The organism is Paraburkholderia sp. EB58 (assembly GCF_050436665.1).
Classification (GTDB): Bacteria; Pseudomonadota; Gammaproteobacteria; order Burkholderiales; family Burkholderiaceae; genus Paraburkholderia.
In genome coordinates this window covers 23,640-46,262 of sequence record NZ_JBNDMQ010000005.1, presented here as the reverse complement: position 1 = coordinate 46,262, position 22,623 = coordinate 23,640, and the positions used below count along the sequence as shown (strand labels likewise).

Here is a 22,623-nt window from a genome sequence, read left to right as displayed (position 1 = left end):
GCCATTGAGGACCTCATACAATTTGGCGGTTTGCAGAGCAGGCGTGCGAGCAACGCTGCGCAGGTCTGACGTTCGCCGAGTTTCGACGGCGGTAGGAGTTGTGCTGTGGATGATCTGGATTCAATGCGAATCTTCGTCAAGGTGGCTGACCTTGGCGGCTTCAGCCGCGCTGCCAGCGCGATGAGAATTTCCAATGCGGTAGCGACACGCCACGTGGCCGATCTCGAAGGCCGTCTAGGCACGCGGCTACTCAACCGCACTACCCGGCGTCTGTCTCCGACTGAATCCGGCCACGTCTATCTCGAGCGTATCCGCCACATTCTTGAGGAGTTGGACGACGTCGAGCAGATGGTCACGTCGCGCAACCTTGAGCCGGTGGGGACCTTACGAATTGTGGCGCCGATGGTGTTCGGTCTGCATACGCTCGCGCCTGTGCTGCAAAGCTATGCCACGCGGTACCCGTTGGTCATGCCTGATATCACGCTGGTGGACCGTCCGGTCGATGTGGTCGAAGAAAGCTTCGATGTCGGCATCGTGATAGCGCGGCAGACGCGTAACCCGAATGTCGTTGCGCGGCGTCTAACGACTTCCAGCATGATCGTATGCGCGCCGCCCGACTATCTCCGGAAACACGGCACGCCGACGCGTCCCGAGCAACTGTCCGAGTATCCGTGCCTGTCCCTCTCTACCGACTACTGGGGTGAAGAGTGGGCGTTTACCGGCAGGGACGGCGAGGTACGGGTGCGTCCGACAAACGCAATTGTCGCCAACAATACGGAAATGTTGCGCCAGTTCGCGCTGCTTGGGATGGGTATCGCGATCCTGCCCAGCTATCTGATCGACCACGACATCATGCGTGGCAACCTTGTGACGCTGCTCAACAACTACCGTCTGCCACAGATAGACATCAACATCGCGTACCCAAGCCGCCGTTATTTCCCCGCCAAGCTACGCACGTTCATCCATCATCTGTACAGGCATTTCAATCCGATGCCCCATGTTGTGCAGAGCGTGTCATGAGAAGAAACCGTACACCGTACCGTACGGATTCCCGTTGTTTTTGCGCATCATTGAACGCCACAAACCGGCAATATGCGACGGCCCAGGACGTGACCCATATGCTTCCACGCTTGTTGCGTACACAGCCGAATCGCTTTTGCATCAAGGCTTTGCCGTGCGGTCTGCCCGCATCGTTTCCTGGCTAAAAAATCAGTATTGCTAAAAATCGAGGATTCGCTTCGCAAGTGCCTCTTTACACTGCACCTGCCCTGAACTGACGCGTTTTGCATGAGGTGCGAGTGAGTCCCCGGACCCTGCATTGCCTGCGAATGCGCGAAGCCGTTCCCTGAACGCGGGCTTCTATATACAAACAAATCAGCATTCTGTTCCCGGAGCTAGAGATATGAAAAAGGCTGTAATGTTGGCTGCCCTGACGGGCGCTGTTGCCACTGCTGCACACGCTCAGAGTAGCGTGACGCTGTACGGCATCATTGACGAAGGCATTACCTACACCAGCAATCAGGGCGGCCACAGCAACTGGCAAGAAACCGATGGCGCGATCAATACGAGCCGTTGGGGCCTGCGCGGAACGGAGGACCTGGGCGGCGGGCTAAACGCCATCTTCACGTTGGAAAACGGTTTTAACGGCACCAACGGCGCACTGCGTCAGAACGGCCGCCTGTTTGGCCGCCAGTCGTTTGTCGGCCTGTCGGGCAACCAGTACGGCTCCGTCACGTTAGGTCGCCAGTACGACAGCGTGGTCGATTACCTCGGCCCGCTGGCACTGACCGGCACGCAATACGGCGGCACGTTCTTCGCGCACCCGTTCGACAACGACAACCTCGACAACGATTTCCGCGTCGACAACTCGGTCAAGTTCCAGAGCATCAACTACGGTGGCTTCAAATTCGGCGCGTTGTACGGCTTCTCGAACGAAGCGGGCGACTTTGCGAACAACCGCGCGTACAGCTTTGGCGCTTCGTATAACTACGCAGGCCTGACCGTCGCGGCCGGTTACCTGCAACTGAACAGCGACGTCACGTCGGCGGCCATCACGAACACCAACGGCGCACTCGACGGCGACAACACGTTCTTCGCAGGCCGCCAGCGCACCTGGGGTGCCGGCGTCAAATACGTGTTCGGCCCGGCCACGGCAGGATTCGTCTTTACGCAGACGTTGCTGAACCAGGCATTCGGGATTTCCGCGAGCCAGTCCGGCGTGACCGGCGGTATTGCATTGGATGGCGGGAGCGCCCGTTTCAACAACTATGAAGTGAACGGGCATTACTCCATCACCCCGGCCATTAGCGTCGCCGGCGCCTATACGTACACCGACGGCAGCCTCAATGGTGCCGATCCGAAGTGGAATCAGGTCAATGTTCAGCTAGCCTATCTGCTGTCCAAGCGCACCGAGCTGTACATGCAAGGCGAATATCAGCACGTGACCGAAGACGGTGCTTCGATTGGCGCGATGATCAACGGACTGTCGGCGGCATCGGCTACCAACAGTCAGGTTGCCGTGACTGCAGGTATCCGTCACACGTTCTAAGCGGATATCAGCATCGCAGCAGTATCGAAGTGACACCGAGAAAATGCCGTCCAGCCAAAAGCTGGCCGGCATTTTTCAATGGCGCTGCGGAACTGGCATGCGGCATCTTTGACAAGCGACTATCCTGTCGGGCGGATACGCTCGCCCAAGAAAAACGCCCGCCTCTATGGGCGGGCAAAAGTGTTTCTCGGAGACATCTGCCTTGCGGCAGCGCTGCACGGCACACCCTGGACCTCTCGCGTCCAAGGCGCACTGAGTGCAACGTCATGTCGTCGCGGCCAGGCGAGGCCGTACATTGGCGGCCCGTGAATTCCTGAATAGCGACGCCGATGATTTTAGAGACTTAAGGGCGCTACGATAACGCCAGTTTCGCGGAAAATAGTTATGCCAAAAGCGAAACAGATACCCGCGCAATGGCGAAGACTTCCTAATCCGCAGTCCACCCTATCCGCTTTCGCAAGCTCACCAGAGCGCCCAATTGCAGTCCACTTGTTTTTCACACAACAGTATTGTGTGAAAAACACGTTTTCAAATGATTTATCGCCTATTACGCTGCCACGCCTTAACGCTGTGACGTCAAACTAATACCCGCCTATGCAGCGGCCAATGCCTGCCAGATTGAAAGCTCGACTCGAACATTGCAAAGCGCTATTGGAACGGATAGCGCCGTCAAAAGCGCCTCACAGCGCATCGCATCACGAGGTCATTCGTATTCCTATACTTACAAGTCATGTTTGCGCCATGTTTGCCAGGAGCCCCCGATCTGATTTTGCTGCCGGCAGGCGACGAACATCAGCACGTTGTGAAAGCCTGGTGACGACCTTATCTTGCCTGGGGTTTTATTTTCCCATCAGCAGTAATTTCGGGCTTTGTGTACATTCTGCCTTGGCTCAGGCTAGGGACTCTCTCCACGCCTGCAACACGCGCAACAACGTCTTCCTCCAAGCCTTGGAACCCACATGCTCGGCCTAGTCCGTATCGCCCTGCGGCGACCCTATACTTTCGTCGTTCTGGCGATCTTCATCCTCATCATCGGCCCCCTGTCCGCGATGAAGACGCCCACGGACATTTTCCCGGATATCAGGATTCCGGTGATCAGCGTGGTGTGGCAATACACCGGCCTGCCGCCTGACCAGATGGTCGGCCGGATCACGTCCCCGTTCGAACGCACGCTTACCACCACCGTTAACGACGTCGAGCATATCGAGGCGGAGTCGGTATCCGGCTTTGGGATCATCAAGATCTTCTTCCAGCCGGGCGTGAATATCAGCACGGCGAACGCCCAGGTGACGGCGGTCGCCCAAACCCAGTTGCGCCAGTTGCCGCCGGGTACGACTCCTCCGCTGATCCTGAACTACAACGCGTCGACGGTGCCGATCATCCAGTTGGCGTTGTCCGGCAAGGGGCTGACCGAACAGAATCTCGGTGACCTTGGCCTGAACGCAGTGCGGCCGGTTCTGGTGACGGTCGCCGGCGCGGCTATTCCGTACCCGTTCGGCGGCAAGACGCGCCAGGTGCAGATCGACGTCGACCCAGCTTCCATGCAGGCGCGCGGCTTGTCCGCCCAGGACGTCGCCAATGCACTGGCGGGCCAGAACCTGATTACACCGGTGGGGACGGAAAAGATCGGCGACTACGAATACACGGTGCAACTGAACGATGCACCGTCACAGATCAAGGCCTTGGGCGATCTGCCTATCAAGGCGGTCAACGGCACCACCGTGTATATCCGTGACGTTGCCAGCGTTCGCGACGGCAGCCCGCCGCAGACCAATATTGTGCACGTCAACGGCAAGCGTTCCGTGCTGATGTCGGTGCTCAAGAACGGTTCGGTTTCCACGCTCGGCATCATTTCCGGCATCAAGGCTCAGGTCGCCGCGGGGAAAGCCTCGTGGCCGGACAATCTGCAGATCGATCCGATCGGCGACCAGTCGCTGTTCGTACGCGCCGCCATTTCCGGCGTGGCGCGCGAAGGCGTGATTGCGGCCGTGCTGACCAGCCTGATGATTCTGCTGTTCCTCGGCAGCTGGCGCTCGACCATCATCATCGCCACCTCCATCCCGCTCGCCATTCTCGGCTCCATTGCCACCCTGTCCGCGCTCGGTGAGACGTTGAACATCATGACGCTCGGCGGTTTAGCGCTCGCGGTGGGGATTCTGGTCGACGATGCGACGGTCACGATCGAAAACATCAACTGGCACCTGGAGCACGGCAAGGAGGTGGAGACCGCGATTCTCGACGGCGCCGCGCAGATCGTCACGCCGGCGTTCGTCTCGCTGCTGTGTATCTGTATCGTGTTCGTGCCAATGTTCTTCCTGAACGGCGTCGCTCGCTTCCTGTTCGTGCCGATGGCCGAAGCGGTGATCTTCGCGATGATCTCGTCGTTCATCCTGTCGAGAACCCTCGTGCCGACTATGGCCAAGTACCTGCTGAAACAGCACGTGCAAGGCGAACACGAGCATGCGTCGAAGAGCCCGGGTCCGCTCGGGCGCTTCCAGCGCGGCTTCGAAGCGCGCTTTGAAAAAGTACGCGCCAAATACCATGGTTTGCTCGAGCTGGCGCTGACGCACCGGCGTCCGTTCGTGATCGGCTTTCTCGGCTTTGTGATTCTCTCCTTCGCACTGGTGCCCTTCCTGGGCCGCAATTTCTTTCCTGCGGTCGACTCCGGACAGATCCTGATGCACGTGCGCGCCCCGGTTGGCGTCCGCGTCGAGAAGACCGCGCAGATCTTCGCGAATGTCGAAGGAGCGATTCGCGAGATCATTCCGCCGGCCGAACTTGGCACCGTGGTCGACAATATGGGCCTGCCGGTGAGCGGCATCAACACTGCTTACAACAACACCGGCACGGTTGGCTCGCAGGACGGCGACATCCAGATTGCGCTGAATGAAGGCCATCGTCCGACGGACGAGTATGTGCGCGAGATGCGCGAGAAATTGCCGCGGGAATTCCCCGGCGTCACCTTCTCGTTCCCGCCGGCTGACATCATCAGTCAGATCCTGAACTTCGGTTCGCCCGCGCCGATCGATCTCCAGATCCGCGGCAACAACCTCGACGCCAACTTCGCCTATGCCGACCGTATCCTGCGCGAGGTTCGCGATGTGCCGGGCGTGGTCGATGCACGAATCGCGCAGTCGCATGCCAATCCGACCTTCAACGTCGACGTGGACCGCACGCGCGCGCAACTGGTCGGCATCAGCGAAGGCGACGTGACCAACAGCATGGTGGTGAACCTCGCGGGGTCGAGCCAGGTCGCGCCCACGTTCTGGTTGAACAATGCGAACGGTGTGTCGTATCCGATCGTGATGCAAACGCCGCAATACAGTCTCGATTCGCTCGCCGCGCTGCAAAACCTGCCGATCACCGCGCGCGGGGGCGGCACCCCGCAGATCCTCGGTGGTCTCGCGACGGTCCAACGCACCAGCACCAACGAGGTGGTCAGCCAGTACAACATCCAGCCGATGGTCGAGATCTTCGCGACCACCCAGGATCGCGACCTCGGCGCGGTGGCCTCCGATATCCAGCGCATCGTGCACGAAAACGCCGACACGTTGCCCAAGGGTTCGACCGTCGCACTGCTGGGTCAGGTGCAGACCATGAACAGTGCCTTTGCCGGTATGTTGTTCGGCCTGCTCGGTGCGGTGGTGCTGATCTATCTGATCATCGTGGTCAATTTCCAGTCCTGGGCCGATCCGTTCGTGATCGTGACCGCATTGCCAGCCGCGTTGGCGGGCATCGTCTGGATGCTGTTCGCGACCCACACCACCCTCTCGGTGCCGGCGCTGACCGGGGCCATCATGTGCATGGGGGTGGCCACGGCCAACTCGATTCTGGTGGTCAGCTTCTGCCGCGAGCGTCTTGCAGAACACGGCGATCCATTCAAGGCCGCGCTTGAAGCGGGCTTTACGCGCTTCCGTCCGGTTCTGATGACCGCGCTTTCCATGATCATCGGTATGGCGCCGATGGCGCTCGCGCTCGGCGAAGGCGGCGAGCAAAATGCGCCGCTCGGCCGTGCCGTAATTGGCGGCCTGATGTTCGCCACGACCGCTTCGCTGTTCCTCGTCCCCGTTATTTTCTGTATCGTCCATGCGCGCCCCGGGCGCGCAGCTACCCCGGCAGCCGTCTCGGGAGGTCCTGCACATGTCGTCTGATTCCGCTTTCCCCGTTAATCCGCCGTCGCGCCGTCCGCTCAGGGTTGCGGGCGTAGTCGGCATCCTGGTCGTCCTCGGCATCGTCGCTGCGGGCATCACGCTGCGCGCCGAAGACGCCCGCAAGCTGAAGACCTGGACCGATGCCCAGGCGGTGCAGACCGTCACGCTGATCCAGCCGATCCACGATGCCAACGGCCCGTCGCTGCAACTGCCCGGACGCCTCGAGGCCTATACGCGGGCACCGATCTTCGCGCAGGTCAGCGGCTATCTGAAGTCATGGAATGTCGATATCGGTGCACATGTCAAAGCAGGTCAGGTGCTCGCTGAAATCGACACCCCCGAGCTCGACCAGCAACTGGTGCAGGCACGTGCCGATCTCCAGAGTGCCGAGGCGAATGCGCTGGTTGCGGGAACCACGGCCAAGCGCTGGGAAGCGCTGCGCGGCACCGATTCCGTCGCCCAGCAAGACGTCGACCAACGCACCGCCGACTACACCGCGAGAGCCGCGATCGCGGCAGCGGCCAAGGCCAATGTCGATCGTCTCGTTGCCACCAAGGCCTTCGCGCACATCGTGGCGCCCTTCGACGGTGTGGTGACAGCCCGCGACACCGACGTCGGCGCGCTGGTGAATGCCGGCAGCGGCGGTGTCGGCCAGGAGCTGTTCGCAGTGTCCGAGGTCAAGCAGTTGCGCGTGTACGTACAGGTGCCGCAGAACTACTCCCCGGCGATCCATGACGGCACGACCGCCACGTTGACCGTGCCCGAGTATCCGGACCAGCAGTTCACCGCGCGCGTCGTGGCCGCGGCTGATTCGGTCAATTCGAATTCAGGCACGACACTCGTGCAATTGCTGGTCGACAATGCCAACGGCAAGTTGCTGCCCGGCGGTTTTGCCAGCCTGAAATTCACCCTGCCCGTCTCCGCCGATGCGATCCGGGTCCCGGCTAGCGCACTGGTTTTCGATAGCCGCGGCATCACGGTCGCGACACTGGGCGCGAACGACGAGGTGCAGTTCAAGCATGTGAAAATCAACCGCGACCTCGGCGACTCGGTGGAGATTGGCGCGGGGCTCGCCGCAACCGATCGCGTGATCGATACACCGCCCGACGGGCTCGTCGACGGCGACCACGTGCAGGTTGCCACGGCGGCTGACAAGAAGGCGGCGGCACATGGTTAAGTATGGACTTCCGGCGCTGCTATCAGGCGTGGTCGCGCTCTCCGCGTGCTCGCTCGCACCGAAATACCAGGTGCCATCGACACCGATCGCCGCGCAATACAAGACGGTTGGACCGTGGACCAGCGCACAACCTGCCGACCAGATCGATCGGAACGGCTGGTGGAAGATGTACGGCGACGCACAACTCGACGACCTCGAAACGCGCCTGCTCGCCAACAACACCGATCTGCGCGCTGCGTACGACCATTATCGGCAGGCCCAGGCGTTTGTGGCGCAAGTCGAGTCCGGACTTTATCCGACCGTGAGCGTGAGCGGCGCGCCGCTGCGCGAGCGCCAGTCCGACACCGCCCCGTTGCGTGGCAATGGGCCGGCGGACTACAACTCCGTCACGCTCGGTGCCTCCGTCAAATACGACCTCGACCTATGGGGCCGCGTACGCGACTCCGTGGTAGCCGGCAAGGATGAAGCGCAGGCGACCAAGGCCGATCTGGCGTCAGTGCAGCTCAGCCTGGAGGTCGAACTCGCGGACACTTATGTCCAGTTGCGCGGACTCGATCAGCAAACCGAACTGTTGAGCCAGACCGAGGTGGCGTTCGCCAAGGCGCTGCAACTCACGCAGACATTACACGGCAGCGGCATCGTGTCCGGCCTCGATGTTTCGCGCGCGCAAACGCAGCTCTCGTCGGCGAAATCGCAACTGTCGCAGAACCTCGCTCAACGGGCGCTGCTCGAACACGCCATCGCCGTACTGGTCGGCACATCAGCCTCGGAATTCAGTCTGCCGCAGCAGACCGCTGCTATCGCATTGCCCGCTATTCCCACGGGTGTGCCCTCCATGCTGCTGCAGCGCCGGCCCGATGTTGCGGCAGCGGAGCGCCGGGTCGCGGAGGCCAATGCACAGATTGGTGTAGCGCGTGCCGCTTACTTCCCGGACATCACCCTTGGACTGCAAGGGGGTGTGCAAAGCGCGGCCTACGCCGGACTGGTTAGCGCACCTAATGCGTTTTGGGCGATAGGTCCACAGCTCGTGCAATACATCTTCGACGGCGGCTTCCGTCGCGCAAGACTCGATGCCGCCAAGGCAGCAACCGACGAAGCCGGCGAGCGTTATCGCGGCGTGGTGTTGTCCGCATTCCAGCAGGTTGAAGACAACCTCGCCCTGCTGTCGTACCTCGGCACCGCGCTTGACGAGCAACGCGACGCAGCCGCGTCGGCACAAACCACCGTGGATCTCGCGTTGCGCCAATACAAGCAAGGCACCGTTGGCTACCTCGACGTCGTAGAGGCGCAGACCGTGGAGCTCGACGCACAGCGTGGCGTGCTCGACGTCCAGACCCGTCAGCTAAGCGCGAACGTGCAGCTTCTGCATGCGCTAGGCGGCGGATGGTCGAGCGACGAACTCGCTCAAGTGGCGGCAACGCCGGCGCTCGTCGCGAGCAACGGCGAACACAGCACGCACTGAAACCTGGGTCGATGAGCCGCGTGGCTAGCTGGCCACGCGGTGTCGCGATTGAAGCGAGGTTAGGTTAGGTAACCTGAGGGTGATGGTTTTCGGCGCCCGCTGTGAATCATCCCTTACGGGCGCTGTATACCTTGCGCATTCACTTTTATACGGTACAGAGACGTTGATGCCACGATATACATCGTGTCACGGCTCTCACCGCCGAAGGTCAGGTTCGCCACCTTCTCCGGTACAGGGATCAGTGCAAGCTTCGTGCCGTCAGGATGGAAGACCTGTATCCCGATTGCGCTGCTGGTGAAAACCCAACCCCGGCTGTCCAGGCGAAATCCGTCTGGCAAGCCCTCTGCATCGGCGATGGTCGTGAAGATCCGGGCGTTGGTCAAAGACCGGCCGTCTACGACATCGAACACGCGGATATTGTGGAAGCCTTTGTCACCGTACGGGATCTTTGACGTGTCCGACACGTACAGCAGTGACTCGTCCGGCGAAAATGCCAGTCCGTTCGGGCAAATCAGAAGATCCGTCATGACGTCCAGCGTTTTATCGCGCGGATCGAATCGAAACACGTAGCAGCCCCGCATTTCCTGGGCAGATTGATGCCCCTCGTAGTCGGACAAGATGCCGTAAGGCGGGTCGCTGAACCATATCGTTCCATCGCTTTTCACGACTACGTCGTTAGGCGAATTCAGGCGTCGGCCATGGTAGTGATCCACGACGATCTCATCGACAGGCTGGCCAAGATTCGGGCCGAATCGAGTGCGAATCACGGCACGCTGTCCGTGAGAACAATGCAGCAGGCTGCCGTCCGCTTCACGGTAATGACCGTTCGTAAATTCCACGCGATCGCGCCAGACGCTCGCGCCCTCGTCGGGGTGCCAGCGCATCATCCGGTTATTTGGAATGTCGCTCCATAGCACGGCGTTGTCCTCGTGCATCCAGACCGCGCCCTCGCTCCATATGCAGCCGGTGGCGAGCTTCTCCAGCTTCGCATCGCTCGCCAGCAGATCGCGGGCACGTTCGTCATAGATCTCTATAGCCGAATTTTTCATTTCGCTTCACTGGCCTTCGGTTAAGCTATGGTTACCGATAACTAAGAAGCCCACCCTAACATGAGCAGATAGCACGCACAATGCGGAGTTGCGGGTAATTCGGTCGCGACGTGCTGGATGCGCCAGGACCGGATGGCATCCTCATTAATATTGCGCGGCGCAACATCTTCGACGAACGGACTTTCCTTAACTATCGCACCAGGCGGCGCATCGGCGGCTCTCCCCCACACATCTACCGGACGACATCATGTCTCACGACACTTCATCCCACGATAACCCGAAGAGCGACGACGGTACGTCCGAACGACGCCTGCGTAGCCGTCGCTGGTTCGACGATCCCTCGGATCCCGGCATGACCGCGCTGTATCTCGAGCGCTATATGAACTACGGCATTACGCGTGAGGAATTGCAGTCAGGCAAGCCGATCATCGGCATTGCACAGACCGGCTCCGATCTCGCGCCATGCAATCGCCATCATCTGCAGCTCGCGCAGCGCGTACGCGACGGCATTCGCGACGCGGGCGGCATTCCGCTTGAATTTCCGGTGCATCCGATCCAGGAAACCGGCAAGCGGCCCACCGCGGCGCTCGATCGCAATCTCGCGTATCTCGGCCTCGTGGAAATCCTCCACGGCTATCCGATCGACGGTGTGGTGCTCACCACTGGTTGCGACAAGACGACGCCCGCGTGTCTGATGGCGGCCGCCACCGTCAATATTCCGTCAATCGTGCTGTCCGGCGGACCGATGCTCGACGGCTGGTGGAAGGGCAAGCTCGCGGGTTCCGGCACGGTGATCTGGGACGCGCGCAAGCGCCTGTCGGCCGGTGAAATCGGCTACGAGCAGTTTATTGAAGAGGTGTCGTCTTCAGCCCCCTCCGCCGGGCACTGCAACACAATGGGAACGGCGCTGTCGATGAATTCACTCGCCGAGGCGCTTGGCATGTCTCTGCCTAACTGCGCTGCGATTCCGGCGCCCCATCGTGAACGCGGCTGGATCGCGTATCAGACCGGCAAGCGGATCGTCGACATGGTCGTCGAGAATTTGCGCCCGTCCGACATCATGACCAAGGGTGCGTTCGAAAACGCGGTCGTGGCAGCGGCCGCGCTTGGCGCATCGTCGAACTGTCCGATTCACATGATCGCGATTGCGCGTCATATGGGTGTCGAGCACACGCTCGATGACTGGCAGCGCCTCGGTCCTGACATACCGCTTCTGGTGGACTGCCAGCCTGCGGGGCGCTTCCTCGGCGAGGCGTTCCATCGCGCGGGCGGCGTGCCCGCCGTGATGCGTGAGCTGTTTGCAGCCGGCAAGCTGGACGGCAGTGTGCGTACCGTCACGGGCCGCACGTTGGAAGAGGATCTTGCGGTGGTTGCAGAACCTGACCGCGAGGTGATTCGCGCCTACGATAAGCCCCTCAGGGAAGCAGCCGGCTACGTGGTGCTGTCGGGCAACCTGTTCGATAGCGCGGTGATGAAGATCAGCGTGATCGATCAGGCGTTCCGCAAACGCTTCCTTTCCGACCCGGCACATCCGGAAGTGTTCGAAGGCAAGGCGATCGTATTCGAAGGGCCTGAGGACTATCACGCGCGGATCGAAGATCCGGAACTCGGTGTCGACGATCATTCGGTGCTGGTGATTCGCAATTGCGGGCCGGTTGGGTATCCGGGTGGCGCTGAGGTCGTCAATATGCAACCGCCTGCGGCGTTGATCAAACGCGGCATCGATACGCTGCCGACCTTGGGCGATGGCCGTCAGAGCGGCACGTCTGCGAGTCCGTCCATCCTCAACGTCTCGCCAGAGTCTGCAGTAGGCGGCAACCTGGCACTGCTGAGAACGGGTGACCGTTTGCGGATCGATCTCAACTCACGCAAGGTCGACGTTCTCATTCCGGACGAAGAGATGGCACAGCGCAGAGCCGCGTACACGCTACCCAAGCTAGAGCACAAGACGCCATGGGAGGAGATCTACCGCAGCATGGTGGGGCAGCAAGGCACGGGCGCGTGCCTCGAACCCGCCACGCTGTATCTGAACATTATTGAAACGCGCGGGGAGTCGCGACACAATCATTGATGCTTCAAGGGGTCGTCAAGAGGTCGTCACGCGCTCTCGCGTTGCACGACCTCGTAGTGGATTTTGACGAGCTTCGGCGTCTCGCGCCGCTCGCGCGCCGGCGCGTCCTTCTCGCGGCGTGATTTGCTCGGTTTCGCGCCATGGTCGATTTCGTCGACCGCGGTGAGCAGCGACTCACCCGCCGCATGGCCGATGCCGTATGGATCGACGGCAATAGTGGTGATGGTTGGATAGCAATGCCGCGACACTTCGAAATCGCCGAACCCCGCCACCGCGATATCGCGGGGGACGACGAGGCCGCGCCGATGGCAGGCCATGATCACGCCGAACGCGTGAATGTCGCTCGCACACATCACCGCGTCGGTATCGGGCCAGCGTTCGAGCAACAGGCCGAGCGCCGCTGCACCATGTCCCATCGCAAGACCGTGCGCCATGTCGGTGGTCCATTCGGTTTGCGTGATATCACGTGCCTCATGGCGGCCCTCTGCGCGCACCGCGTTCAGATACCCTCGCCGCCGCGCGATGCCACGCAGGTCCAGTTTTGACGCACTGCTGACGAAGCCGATCCGCTTATAACCCCGTGCGTAGAGATAATGCACCATGGCGCCCGCTGCTTCGGCGTTCGAGAAGCCGACGACGCGGTCGATCGGATGCCGGGGCAACTCCCACGTTTCGATTACCGGAATCCGCGCCCGAGTCAAAAGCGAGCGCGCCTCGTCGGTATGGTGGCTGCCTGCCAGCACGATGCCGCGCGGCTGATAGCGCAGCAGCGTCTTGATCAGCGCTTCCTCGCGTTCCAGCAGGTAATCAGTATTACCGAGCAGCAGTTGCAGGTTGCGCGATTCGACGACGTCGTTGATCCCACGCACCATGTCCGAGAAGTTGGAACTGGAAAGAGACGGCACCAGCACGACGACAAAATTCGACCGTCCCGACGATAGCGCACCGGCGCTCGCGTCGGCGACATAGCCGGTTTCCGCGACGACGCGCAGCACGCGCTCGCGCGTCTCGGTGCCGACATGCTGTCCGGTGAGAACCCGCGAGACCGTCATCTTCGACACGCCCGCGAGGCGGGCGACGTCTGCCATCCGAATGGGTCCGGACGATGAAAGCGGATCTTGGGATTTGCTGTCTGTACTCATGCCGACGTTAGTAGAATTTGATCGGTAGATGGTACAGGAAGGGCGTGCATCTACCACCAAAGTGATATAGGCGAACCCAGATTCTAGAACGATACTGGGTCGAACCTGCAGCGTGCGCAAACTTCCATGCCTATCTGCCGATGCTCGTGTGGCTCGCAAGCAGGCGCGCCTGGTCATCCCTGTCGAACGCGGTTCGCGGGTTTGCACCGGTTAGTCGCAACCGGATGTTGCGTCAATGCTTTCGCAAGGAGATTCACATGAAAACAGCCCTACTCGTCGCTGGTGGGCTACTCTGTATGTACGCCTGGCACGCCAACGCGCAAGACACCACCGCAGATCCGACGACCGCAACGCAGGCTAGCGCAGTGAATTCGGAAGGTCCGGACGCTTCTGCAAACTCCATGTCTGGCGGCCCTGCCATGTTTCATGCAAAAACCCGGGCAGACGTCTATCAAGACCTCGTGCGCTCACAGCAGGATGGCCAGGCGGCGCGCCTACAGGAACTCTATAAAGGCAATTGAGCATCCCTTGAGCACCTGATTTGGGCAGGCGCAGACAACGGCAAGCCGGCGTTAAAGACCGGCCCTCGAATCGCGCCGCAGAATTACTGCTTCGAACGCGATTTGTCGGCCTCCAGCCGGCGCGTGATGAGACGGATCAGGTAGGTCGCAAACTCGGGGTCCTGGTAATACATCCGCATAGCGTCGGTCGCCGAAACCATCAGCAATTCGCAGTCGCTCTTGCAAACGGCCGTGCAAGTGCGGCGATGGCCCGGAGAAAACAGTCCGATTTCTCCCAGTATCGTGCCGGCTCCCACTTCGACATCGATCTCCTGAAGACCAATCGTCCCGCGCACAATGTAGTAGAGCGCATCGCTCGGCGCGTCCTTGTGGAACAACACGTCACCACGTCTGAAGTGGCTGGGGGGCAAATGGGAGAGCAGCCGTTTTATGTTGAGCTGCGCATCGAGCGCATGATGAAGCTGCGCATCGCCAACCTTCTCCAGCCGCGCGGCCGCGATGCTTGCCTGCCCGCGGCTACCGACCTTCAGCGCCTTGTACACCGTGTACAGATGCACTTTCACTGTCCCTTCCGCAATGTTGAGCTGCCGGGCGATCGACTTGTTCGATTCCCCGCGTGCCGCGAGCGCCAGGACGTCGATCTGGCGCGGCGTGAGCACGCAGGTGTCGGCGCGGGATGCCGCAGCGGCGCGTGACGACGCTTGCGCCGCAGAAGGCGCAGCTATGTTGTTCGCGAACGCGAGCAGCGTAGGCGGCAAGGAGGTGGCGCCGGCCAGCACGACCCGCAGCGCACCTAAAAGCGCGCTTGCGGACTCTGCTTTATTCAGGCAGCCAGTCACACCGACGGCAATGAAGGTGTCGATAGTGCGCTGATCGACCTCCGTCAGTAGCGCAAAGGCTGGCAAACCCGGAATGCTGCGACGCCACGCGGCTGCCGTGTCGAGCGCGTCGCTCTTGTGGTCGCCGTCCAATACCAGCAGATCGGCGCTCAACCCGCTTTCGACAGCACTCGTCCCGTAGTCGACACATTTCACCTCGGTGTACGGTGCGAGATCCCCGAGCAGGCGTGCTACGCCTTCGCGAAACAACCCGGCCGGTGCGACGAAAATGATCAGCATATGCCTCACTTCTTCTGGAATCGGTGAACTCACATTCGCCTGCGCCTTGTATTTCGTATGAACATTCGCCAGAGCAAAAAAACGGGACCCGCAGCGGTCCATTGGCGCATCGCTATTTGTTATAGACGAAAGGCCACCGTTAGGGGCAAGCCGCCGTGCCAATCATCAGTTGAATCCGCACACGTGAGCGAACCGCCGCAAAACATCGGACCACGTGAAAACGTGCGCCGCTGCCGGTCAGCACAGAAGTCAAGGATTATGAAAGGCTAGAGTCTACGCCTACAATGCCCTGAAGATAGACCCGTCGTTGGAGCCTCAGAGGAGGGAGAGAAATGACGGAACGCCCGCCGTACATCTACACCAGCGGCTCACCGGTGCAGCATACGCCCATGCACCTCAACGCATCCGACATGTATGGCTTCTTCATCAAAGGGGACTTGGCGAAGTTGCAGGCAACGGTCGATGCGACGCTCAATCGGGTCGCCGCCAATCAGATGCTGTTTCAGGTGATATCGCCCTACATCATGCTCACATTCACGCGCGTGCAGCATGCCCAATCGAGCTTCCCCGCCGATCACAACAAGGGCTGGGGTAAGGAAGTCGACATTATCCCGTGGATCATGGTTGGGCAAATCGAGAAGAATAACGGCGTCACAAAATTGCATCACGTCTTCTTTTACCCGTCTTATACATGGGTCGACGTGCCAATGGCCATTTCCATAGGCCGTGAAGTCTTCGGCTATCCAAAGAATATCTGCAAATTCAGCATGCCAGAACCGGGCGCGGATCCGCTGGCATTCAAGTTTTTCTCCGAAGGATGGGAACCCTACAGCCCGGAAACACAGTTGGACATCCACCCTCTGATAGAGATCGCTGCAACCAATACGGAGAAAGCGCATCGGCCATTGCTTGGGTTCCTCGACGTTTTAGGCGAGGGTTTGAAAATTCTGCGCGCGGAGCAGGACCTGTTTGCCCTTGACGAAGCGGGACTCGAAGATCTGGAATCCCTGCTTTTACGACCCCGCATCGATCAAATATTTCTCAAGCAGTTCCCAGACGCCAGTGGCCTTAAGGCGGTATATCAGGCAGTCGTCGTTGCGCCTGCCACGATAGATAAAGTGTACAGCGCGAAGTTACTTGGCTATACGTATGAGTGCACGTTGCATAAGTTTGACACTTTCCAGCTAGATGAGACTCTGGGACTCCAACTCGGGACGCAGCCTGTATTACTCCCTTTCCACATCAACATGGACTTCACCGTCGAGGCCGGCGAAGAATTGGTCCAGGCCACTGCAGCCAGCCCGCAGAAAATTGCCATCCTCGGCGGCGGCCCGGGCGCAATGACTGCTGCGTTTTATCTTACCGAGCAGTCAAACTGGCAAGATCGTTACGACATAACCGTTTACCAAATGGGTTGGCGCCTGGGTGGGAAATGTGCAAGCGGACGCAACGCTGAATTTGGGCAGCGCATCGAAGAGCACGGCCTGCATTTGTGGTTCGGCTTTTACGACAACGGCTTTGCCCTGATGCAAAAGGCCTACAGCGCCCTTAAACGACCCGCCTCTGCGCCGCTTGCAACCTGGCAGGACGCTTTTAAGCCACAGAATTACATTGTGCTCACGGAAAATATCAAAGGCAGTTTTAAGTTCTGGCCGATTGAGGTACCGGAGAAACCGGGCGTCCCAGGAGAACATAACGAGGAAATAACAGTTCCGAAAATCTTTGCGACGCTGACAGCGTGGATTCGACAATGGCTGCATGATCTCGGCAAACATCTGTCTGACGCCGCCCACACGGAACCTGGAAGGGACGCCACGAACATCTGGAAAACCTTCCTGGGATTCGTGGAGCACCTGCCCGAAGTGCTCCATCTCCGGGAAAAACGGGATCACTTATTTCTAGTGACCGAGCTGCAGGCGATTCAGACGTCTCTGCTCGAGCATGTCGCCCATCGTCTGGACACTGACGACAACGCGCGTCGTCTCTTCATTTGCATTGATCTGGCCGTCACAAGCCTGATCGGCATGCACGCGGACGGCGTCTTGCACAACGGCTTCGACGTCATCAATAACATCGAATATCGCGACTGGTTGCGCAAGTACGGCGCCAACGAAACCTACACGATTGATTCTGCGCCAGTTCGGGCGCTCTACGACCTGGTGTTCGCTTATATCGATGGAGACACAAGCCGCCCGAACATTGAGGCCGGAACGATGCTGCGAGGCATCTTGCGAATTGCTATCGGCTATCACGGCGGCTTCATCTGGAAAATGCAGGCCGGCATGGGCGACACCGTGTTCACGCCTCTGTATCAGGTCTTGAAGCAGCGCGGCGTGAATTTCCAGTTCTTCCACAGTGTCGACGAGTTGATTCCTGACGGCGATGGCGTGGGTGAAATCGTAATAACCCAACAGGTGACCCTCGCAGAGGGTGTAACGGAATACAACCCGCTGGTTAATATCGGCGCTTTGGAGTGTTGGCCGAGCGCCCCGAACTATGAGCAGATCGACGCGGCTCAGGCGCACTCACTGCAAGCCAATAAGGTGAACCTGGAGTCCCACTGGAGCGAGTGGGCGCAAAATTTTAATGCGGACTTTGGCCAGCCGCTGCCTGTTAAGCGTCTAAAGCGCGGAGTGGATTTCGATAAAGTTGTCCTGGGACTGTCGGTCGGCTCCCTGCCGCATGTCTGCCCGAAGCTCCTCGCGAAAAGCGTCGCCCTCAAAGCGGCCAGCGATAACGTCAGGACGGTTGCGACGCGGGCCTATCAAATATGGCTAAGCAAGAATACCCGAGAACTCGGTTGGACCGTTTTTGGCTCCGGCGGAGAGGAACCGGTATTGAGCTCGTTCAGCGAGCCCTTCGATACCTCGACACCGATGAATCAATTGCTGGCTCGGGAAGCTTGGCCGCCTAATCACGCGCCACAAAGCGTGTCTTACTTTTGCAGTCCAATCCCGACTCCTGATTTTCCGCCTCGTACCGATACCGGTTTCCCCACGCGTTGCACCGGACAAGTGAAACTGAGTGCGCTTGGCCAACTGCGGCAGCAGGTGTTTAACTTATGGCCCGCCGTGGCGACACGAGACTCGTTCGATTGGCAAGTATTGATCGATCCGCGTGACACTAGCGGAGAAGCGCGTTTCGACGCACAGTATTGGCGCGCGAACGTCAACCCTTCCGAGCTTTACGTGCTGTCGGTAGTGGATAGCACACAGTACCGGCTAACGAGTGAGGCATCCGGCTTCAGCAATCTTTATCTCGCAGGCGATTGGCTCAAGACGGGCTTAAATGCCGGTTGCGTGGAGGCCGCTGTCATGGGCGGCATGCAGGCTTCGCGTGCGATTAGCGGATATCCGCTCGTAATAAAGGGTGAGAAAGACGGCTGAGGGGCAGCGATTTTTCGATGCCGGATCTTCGGCGATGTCCTCATGTGGGCAATAGCGGCGCTCCAATGCGCTCGTACTGAACACGCGCCTGCTCCAAAAATTCGCTTCGCTCGGAACTGCCGTGCGGACTGTGGTTGCCGAGTTCATACAGCAGCAACGCCTCGTCATAGCCGGCGCCGAGCGCGCGTGCGGCGCCGAGTCCTCTACGCCAGCATGCGAGTGCGCGACGACTATCATGTCGCGCTGCCGCCAGGCGGCCCGCAAGCAACGCGGCTCGCGGCGCTGCCGCCTTCGTCGTGCGCGCATATAGCGCGAGAATACGACACGCACGCTGCGCGTCGCGCCGGCTAGCCAATCCGCACGCCGACGCATCGATAAGAGTTTGCGCAATGCCGGCAATTCCGGCGGTGATGTACCAGGCCACGGGCACGCCCGCCGACAAGTTCTCGAGACCCGCTCGAGCCGACTCGATAGCACGCGTGCGATCACCTAGTCGCCAATAGGAGGCCGCGATCAATCCCTGGCAAAAGATCCGGTCAAACTGCGCTAATTCGCGCGCGCCGATCACCTTGTCGAGGCGGGTCGCAAGCTCCTGCAATGGACCCCCTTGCGCGAGAGCGAGGCAGGTATCAAAGCCATGCAGGTAAGCCGATATTTGCGCCGGCATGTCACGGCGCGCAGGACCTAGTTTGTCCAACCACTCCTTTGCATTCGCCAATTGCCCGCGCGCGAGAGCAACGGCGCACAAACCCGCAATCGATTGTTGCCAGCGTCCGGTCGCGCCCAAGCGCGCATAGAGTGACGCCGAGTAAGTCAAGCATTCCACGGCCTGTTCCCAGTGGCCATCGGCCGCCCGGTAGACGCCACTCACCACGTTAGCGTAGGCGATATCCTCGATGCCGCCCTGCTCCTCGGCCAACGCCAGTGAACGCCGGTTGTAGAGTTCCGATAGCCAGCGTTGATCCGAACCGGCGAAACCGATCGCCATGGCGGCGAAGCCTTTCACCGCCTCACGCACGCTTCCGGAGCGTTCGGCAAGATTGAGGGACGTCAGCGTCGCATGCAGAATAGACAGCTTGCCGCTGTTGAAATAAGCGATTTCGCTGAGTTTCTCGTGAATCTGTGAGGTCAAGGGCAGCAGCGGATCTGCGCTCCGTCCGCGCATAAGGCCAGCACGCGCGCTCAATTGTTGGGCTAATTGCCAGGCAACGTCCAGGATCATTCCCGCAGCGAAGCGCGGTGCCGGTCGACCGGCGCACATCAGCGCGCGATTGAAGTGTTGCTTGGCCGCACCATACTGAAACAGTTCGTTATAGGCTTCCCCGAGAACCACCTCGCAGCGCATCTCGCGTCCTCGATCCAGCGGCACCTGATGCTCTTTCGCCAGCCTGAGTGCTCGCTCCGCCTGCCTGATGGCGTCACGATTCGCATAGTGTTTCAATGAAAGCTCTGCAGACTTCTCGAGGTACGTGACAGCAGTGGGGATTTTCAGCCCGCGTTCCCAATGGGACGCCAGTGCTGCGAAGTGCGGCTCAAGATCATGCGATTCGTTGCGCTCGACCCAGTCTGCGATATCGCGATGCAGCTCCTGGCGGAGTGCGTACGGCAGCAGTTCGTACACAGCGTCCTGCAGCAGTACGTGCTTGAAACGGTAGCGGTCACTTTCGTCACCTACGGGGTACACGACGTCTTCACGCTCAAGCACTCGCGCCAATGCGATGAGATCGGCGGCGCCTTGAGCGCCAGGAAAAAGATCGCGTAGCATTTTGAGCGAAAACTCTTGCCCGACTACCGCCGCGATCTTCAACATGAGCTGTTCAGCGGCGCCGAGCGTATCGAGCCGGCTGATGATAACGCCGCGCAATCCCTCAGGCAGCATGACATTGGCTTCGCTAGCAGCCTCGGCGGTAAACGCGGCAACACCGTCGGTCACTTCGAGATAACCTGCAACGTGAAGCGCCGAAACGACCTCCTCGGCGTAAAGCGCATTTCCCTCAGTGCGCCCCACTACGTAATCGACAAGCTCGTGCGTCGCCTCCGTCGCACCCAGACGGTCAGCGATCAACACGCCCAACGCCACTCGCGTTAGACCGCGTAGGTCCATGCAGCGCGACTCGCGCACAACGCCATGCGCCTCAACAGCGGAGGAGTCGTCGAGAGGCCGTGTGGCGGCCAGCAGTAGAAGACCTGGCGGTCGCGCGATCGCGAGTTCCAATAGCAACGCTGCGGACGCGCTGTCGAACCAGTGCAAATCATCGGCGATCAGCAATAGAGGCGTGTTGTGCGATGAGCGCGAAACAAGTGCTGTGACGAGCATTCGTAAGCCCTCGGCGCGCGCGTGGCCGACCATCTCCTGCGTGACTTCGGTATCGGCAAACTGGAACGGTATGATGTCGTTAAGGAGTGGCAGCCAGGAAGTCAGAGCTTCGTTGTCCGCAACAAGATTGACAGCAACACCGCGCGCCAGTGCCGGGTCGAACTTGCCTGCGCCGCAAAGCAGCTGCGTGAGGATGTGTCGCCAAACATGGTAAACCGACATCGATTCCAGCGCAAAGCCAGCACCCCAAATGACTGAAATTCCCCGCTCACGCGCATTTGCAGCGATATCTGCAATGAGTCGTGTCTTGCCAAGGCCCGCCTCACCACACAAAGCGATAGCCTCGCCATGACCGGCGACCACCCGGTCAAGCGCCGACGATAATTGGCCGCCCTCTATCTCGCGGCCCACAGATACGCCTGCGAAGGAATGTACCTCACTCGCGGCGCCTGCCCGCGGCTGCCACACGGCGACAACTTCGGCGAACCCCTTGGCTGAAACAGGGTCACGCGCCTCGAATTGAAACTCGCGCGCCGCTGCATTGCGTGTCGACTTATCGCACAGTATGCCGCCCTGCGCAGCGGTCATGAGCCGCGCGGCGCGGTTCACTACTCCACCTGTCAGTCCCGCATGGCGGCGCTCGGCGCCGCCGCGATCGGCGTAAAGAGCCAGTCCCGAGGTAATGCCCATGCTGAGCGCAATGCCGCGCTCTCCCATTGCGCCAGCAAGCGCTCGCCCTGCGGCCACCGCGCGAACCGCGTCGTCTTCGTGGGCCATCAGCGGTAAGCCGAATACTGAGAGCAGCGTTACTCCCTTGTCATCCGCCGAAAGCTCGGTGAGTGCGCCACCAAAACGCTCATGTATTCTTTGCGTGCACTCTACCGCAGCTTGCAGATGGTCCAGCGCATTGTCGCGAGAGCAATCGACACCTGGCAGTCCGATGAATAGCGTGGTGATGTTTCTAAACTCTCCGAACCAACGGCCGCCACCCATGCGTACGCGATCGAGAAAGTGTCGATCAAAAAAACTTTCCAGCATGCCAAGTGGAGGACTCAGCTCCAGAGATGGCGCTAAAGGCACCGTCACGGGAGCGCGCTCTTCCGTGACCGAAGCACCGCAGCCCAGCAGCGTTCGTGCGTCGAAATGTGCCCTTACCTTGCCCCACAACGATTCACAAACCACGACATCGTCCGCACCACCCTGATGATTGGCTGCGGCCGCCTCGGCCACTGGACCGCCTGCAGTCAGGCTGTACCACTTTCCACCGATACCGCCGACAGTCAGATGCGTGAGTTTGCCCTCCGCGAGCGAGACCCGTTGACGCATTTGCACGCCGGTTTCCACCATGATTTCAGGTAGCGCACGTTGTAGTTTCAGGCCACATTGCACGGCGAGCACCGCCGTCTCATTCGGTGTCGCACCGTATTCCCATATCACCCGAATGGCGTCACCGGCGAAATCCAGAACGTCACCGCCGTGCGCGATCGCGATTCCGGTCATTCTGCCGAAGTAGCGGTCAAGAATCGCTGACAGGCGTTCCGCCCCCACTACCCCTTCGCGCGCAAATGTTTCGGTGAGCTCGGTAAAGCCCGCGATGTCCACGATCATCGCAACGCCTGCGAAATCGCGTGCGCCCGGGTTTTCGCACTTTCCCGCCGTCAACAGATGTCGCGGTACGTAG

11 protein-coding genes and 1 pseudogene are annotated in these 22,623 nt (G+C 60.1%); 8 read left to right on the top strand and 4 right to left on the bottom strand.

From position 1 onward, the window contains the following. Nucleotides 1-105 precede the first annotated feature (105 nt). The 5 genes and pseudogenes from P3T40_RS09110 to P3T40_RS09090 form a co-directional block, all read left to right on the top strand. Nucleotides 106-996 (top strand): annotated as a pseudogene (locus P3T40_RS09110) (LysR family transcriptional regulator); the annotation flags it as partial. 406 nt (nucleotides 997-1,402) lie between these two features. After that, nucleotides 1,403-2,548, top strand: a complete 1,146-nt coding sequence (locus tag P3T40_RS09105; protein ID WP_429267366.1) for a porin — start codon at nucleotides 1,403-1,405, stop codon at nucleotides 2,546-2,548. Between the two features lie 959 nt (nucleotides 2,549-3,507). Further along, nucleotides 3,508-6,699 carry an efflux RND transporter permease subunit gene (locus P3T40_RS09100; protein ID WP_429267365.1) on the top strand — a complete coding sequence of 1,064 codons (3,192 nt, stop codon included), beginning with the start codon at nucleotides 3,508-3,510 and terminating at the stop codon, nucleotides 6,697-6,699. Beyond that, a complete protein-coding gene (locus tag P3T40_RS09095) occupies nucleotides 6,689-7,876 on the top strand; it encodes an efflux RND transporter periplasmic adaptor subunit (protein WP_429267364.1) in 1,188 nt (395 codons plus the stop codon). Before P3T40_RS09100 ends, P3T40_RS09095 begins: the two co-directional genes overlap by 11 nt. Continuing rightward, nucleotides 7,869-9,338 (top strand): efflux transporter outer membrane subunit, encoded by a 1,470-nt coding sequence (locus P3T40_RS09090; protein ID WP_429267363.1) that lies wholly within the window; start codon nucleotides 7,869-7,871, stop codon nucleotides 9,336-9,338. Before P3T40_RS09095 ends, P3T40_RS09090 begins: the two co-directional genes overlap by 8 nt. 113 nt (nucleotides 9,339-9,451) lie before the next feature. Here P3T40_RS09090 and P3T40_RS09085 read toward each other — a convergent pair whose 3' ends face one another. Further along, on the bottom strand, nucleotides 9,452-10,387 hold the full coding sequence (locus P3T40_RS09085) for an SMP-30/gluconolactonase/LRE family protein (protein ID WP_429267362.1): 936 nt from the start codon (nucleotides 10,385-10,387) through the stop codon (nucleotides 9,452-9,454). A 247-nt stretch (nucleotides 10,388-10,634) separates the two neighbouring features. Between P3T40_RS09085 and P3T40_RS09080 the strand changes: the two genes are divergently transcribed. Beyond that, the gene (locus P3T40_RS09080) at nucleotides 10,635-12,458 is read left to right on the top strand and encodes an IlvD/Edd family dehydratase (RefSeq protein WP_429267361.1); all 1,824 of its coding nucleotides are present in this window, start codon (nucleotides 10,635-10,637) and stop codon (nucleotides 12,456-12,458) included. A gap of 26 nt (nucleotides 12,459-12,484) precedes the next feature. Here P3T40_RS09080 and P3T40_RS09075 read toward each other — a convergent pair whose 3' ends face one another. Next, on the bottom strand, nucleotides 12,485-13,546 hold the full coding sequence (locus P3T40_RS09075) for a LacI family DNA-binding transcriptional regulator (RefSeq protein WP_429267360.1): 1,062 nt from the start codon (nucleotides 13,544-13,546) through the stop codon (nucleotides 12,485-12,487). A 311-nt stretch (nucleotides 13,547-13,857) separates the two neighbouring features. Here P3T40_RS09075 and P3T40_RS09070 point away from each other — a divergent pair, with 311 nt between their 5' ends. Beyond that, nucleotides 13,858-14,121 (top strand): hypothetical protein, encoded by a 264-nt coding sequence (locus P3T40_RS09070; protein WP_429267359.1) that lies wholly within the window; start codon nucleotides 13,858-13,860, stop codon nucleotides 14,119-14,121. A gap of 83 nt (nucleotides 14,122-14,204) precedes the next feature. Here P3T40_RS09070 and P3T40_RS09065 read toward each other — a convergent pair whose 3' ends face one another. Beyond that, complete coding sequence (locus P3T40_RS09065) at nucleotides 14,205-15,239, bottom strand: LuxR C-terminal-related transcriptional regulator (RefSeq protein WP_429267358.1); 1,035 nt, start codon at nucleotides 15,237-15,239, stop codon at nucleotides 14,205-14,207. A 332-nt stretch (nucleotides 15,240-15,571) separates the two neighbouring features. On the opposite strand from P3T40_RS09065, the gene P3T40_RS09060 reads away from it, so the two are divergent. After that, complete coding sequence (locus P3T40_RS09060) at nucleotides 15,572-18,625, top strand: NAD(P)-binding protein (RefSeq protein ID WP_429267357.1); 3,054 nt, start codon at nucleotides 15,572-15,574, stop codon at nucleotides 18,623-18,625. 40 nt (nucleotides 18,626-18,665) lie between these two features. On the opposite strand, the gene P3T40_RS09055 is transcribed toward P3T40_RS09060, so the two are convergent. Next, nucleotides 18,666-22,550, bottom strand: coding sequence for an AAA family ATPase (locus P3T40_RS09055; protein WP_429267356.1), 3,885 nt, complete (start codon nucleotides 22,548-22,550; stop codon nucleotides 18,666-18,668). Nucleotides 22,551-22,623 lie beyond the last annotated feature (73 nt).